The organism is Halalkalibacterium halodurans, assembly GCF_004376175.1.
Taxonomy (GTDB): Bacteria; Bacillota; Bacilli; order Bacillales; family Bacillaceae_D; genus Halalkalibacterium; species Halalkalibacterium halodurans.
In genome coordinates this window covers 1-2,003 of record NZ_SNUY01000138.1, presented here as the reverse complement: position 1 = coordinate 2,003, position 2,003 = coordinate 1, and the positions used below count along the sequence as shown (strand labels likewise).

Sequence of the window (2,003 nt, the reverse complement as noted above, 5' to 3'; positions counted from 1 at the left end):
AGTGACTTCCTCCTTTTGAATTTTTGTGGTTTCGTCACTTCAAAAATTCTACATTTTAGGGGTGAAGTCCTTTTTTATGTCTTTGAAATCCTTATGGCTCTTGGGTCAAAAAATATGCAAAATGCTCTATCTATTTAAACCTGGTCATATCACAACCGTTATCCTTGTTAGCTTTATCCTTTTAGCAGGTATAGGCCCGTCTGTTGTCATGTTTTTAGCGGAGCATTTAACAGCAATAACTGATTTTATTGTAAACTTATCTGTTCCGGCTTTATATACAGGAGCGGCCATTGTAATCATAACACTCTATGCGATTTCTTGGGGAGCTACCACTTTCATTTACCAGCGAAAAGCGTTATAAGTAAGGCTTTCTAGATTAGTTGGTAATTCAAACGAATGGAAAAAGGATCGGTACAGTTCGCAGCATTGATTTCATTCGAATCGTTTTAAGATTAATAAAATCATAATAAAAAGGGTGGTAAGCTTGGTGAAATGTAGAGTCTGTATGGTGGGGTTAAGTAATATTGCGCAAAAGCATACTTACCTCTTCTTTCAAAGGAAGCAGATTGGGCATTTGTAGGTGCATTTTCTCCTAGTAGAGCAAAGAGAAAGGCAATTTGCAAGCAGTATCGTATACAAGATTTTGATAGCGTGCAAGTATTGGCTCAAGAATGTGATGCCGTATTTGTACATAGCTCATGAGTAAATAGTGGATGTGATTAGGTCGTTTAACCTTGATGTTCTCAAGCATCAGAACGTTACCGAATACAGGTCAGTATATCCGGTTGTTAGGGGGGAGTCACCCCCCTTCTATTATGCCATTGTGGCATTAAAAGGCGAATTGTTTTTTTAGTCATGATTGACACTCCTTTACTTTTGAAGTAAGGCAAGTATAAACTGAGCACAAATAAAAAAGTAGTACGCACTTTTTTGATAGGTACTAGCCGAAAGGAAAGTGTGAATATGAGTATGGCTGAATACAAAGGAAAAGTTAAAAATATTCAAGATACCCCTTTTGGTTATACTTTGTCCCTTATCGGTGGTAAATGGAAAATGGTGATTATTTACCTTCTGGCAGAAGATCAGCCGATTCGCTTTAATGAACTAAAAAGGCAGATAGGGACGATTACTTATAAAACATTGAGTTCACAGCTTAAAGAATTGGAAGCGGATGGTCTGGTGAAACGGAAAGAGTATCCTCAAGTTCCCCCTAAAGTCGAGTACAGCCTCACGGATAAAGCGGGAACATTATTACCCATTTTGGAAGAGTTATGTGAGTGGGGCGTAAAAAACCAAAATAATTGAATCTACATCTCCTTCAGATCTAAACAAAGGTTCGCGCAAGGAATGGCTGTGAAGCGCAGAATCCATCGTTAGGGTGCAGCCAACCAAATCAAGGGTTCAGTCACTCTTAACAGGTGTAAAGGATAGTAAAGATTAATGGAGGTGACATTGCCGCTATCTTGCTTCATCTGTTTCAAGGGATTCGTTGAATAACCTCGTTAAGCTCCTGTCATTTTTGTTTGCCCTCCAAATCGGCGGCATGATAAGTTCTCCGTTTTTATTTTATAGTGCCTTTTTTATATTTTTCATAAATCCAAAATAGTTAAAGTTTGTTTTTGAAGCATTCGTTACAAAAAGAAGAGATGCTGTCTAAGCAGGTTTTTTGATGTCATTTTCCCCGCTTTTAATGTGCCAGTAACCATCTTCTTTTAATCTTGTCAATTGTGGTCTAGTATTCATTGATTCGCTTCTTTATCAGAAAAAATGATTCCTCGAACACCTCCATATGATGAACCTAAGTTTCATCACGAAAATCGGCGGGAAATTAACAGGATCTTATGATATAATAGCGCTTACATGAGTGAATTATTTGAGAGCGTCCGGACAAAATTAATTTCTGCTTGGTTGATAGCGATTTTTACAGAAGAACTAGCGTAGAAAAAAATTAAATTAGGCTAAGAGCGGAGAGTGAGTTTACATTTTTTTGAAATTATATTAAA

Annotated in this window: 2 protein-coding genes and 1 pseudogene; all 3 read left to right on the top strand. The window is 37.3% G+C overall.

From position 1 onward, the window contains the following. Nucleotides 1–76: 76 nt before the first annotated feature. The 3 genes and pseudogenes from E2L07_RS20405 to E2L07_RS20400 all read left to right on the top strand — a co-directional run bounded on the left by E2L07_RS20405 (nt 77) and on the right by E2L07_RS20400 (nt 1,305). Complete coding sequence (locus E2L07_RS20405) at nt 77–361, top strand: ABC-2 transporter permease (protein ID WP_243855029.1); 285 nt, start codon at nt 77–79, stop codon at nt 359–361. 144 nt (nt 362–505) lie between these two features. After that, nucleotides 506–699, top strand: a pseudogene (locus E2L07_RS21430) (Gfo/Idh/MocA family oxidoreductase); the annotation flags it as partial. Nucleotides 700–963: 264 nt separating this feature from the next. Beyond that, a complete protein-coding gene (locus E2L07_RS20400) occupies nt 964–1,305 on the top strand; it encodes a winged helix-turn-helix transcriptional regulator (protein ID WP_053432421.1) in 342 nt (113 codons plus the stop codon). The last annotated feature ends 698 nt before the right edge of the window (nt 1,306–2,003 follow it).

Bases quoted from the DNA above. Each gene is read 5' to 3' on its own strand.
- E2L07_RS20405 (WP_243855029.1), top strand. From the start codon at position 77: ATGTCTTTGAAATCCTTATGGCTCTTGGGTCAAAAAATATGCAAAATG.
- E2L07_RS20400 (WP_053432421.1), top strand. From the start codon at position 964: ATGAGTATGGCTGAATACAAAGGAAAAGTTAAAAATATTCAAGATACC.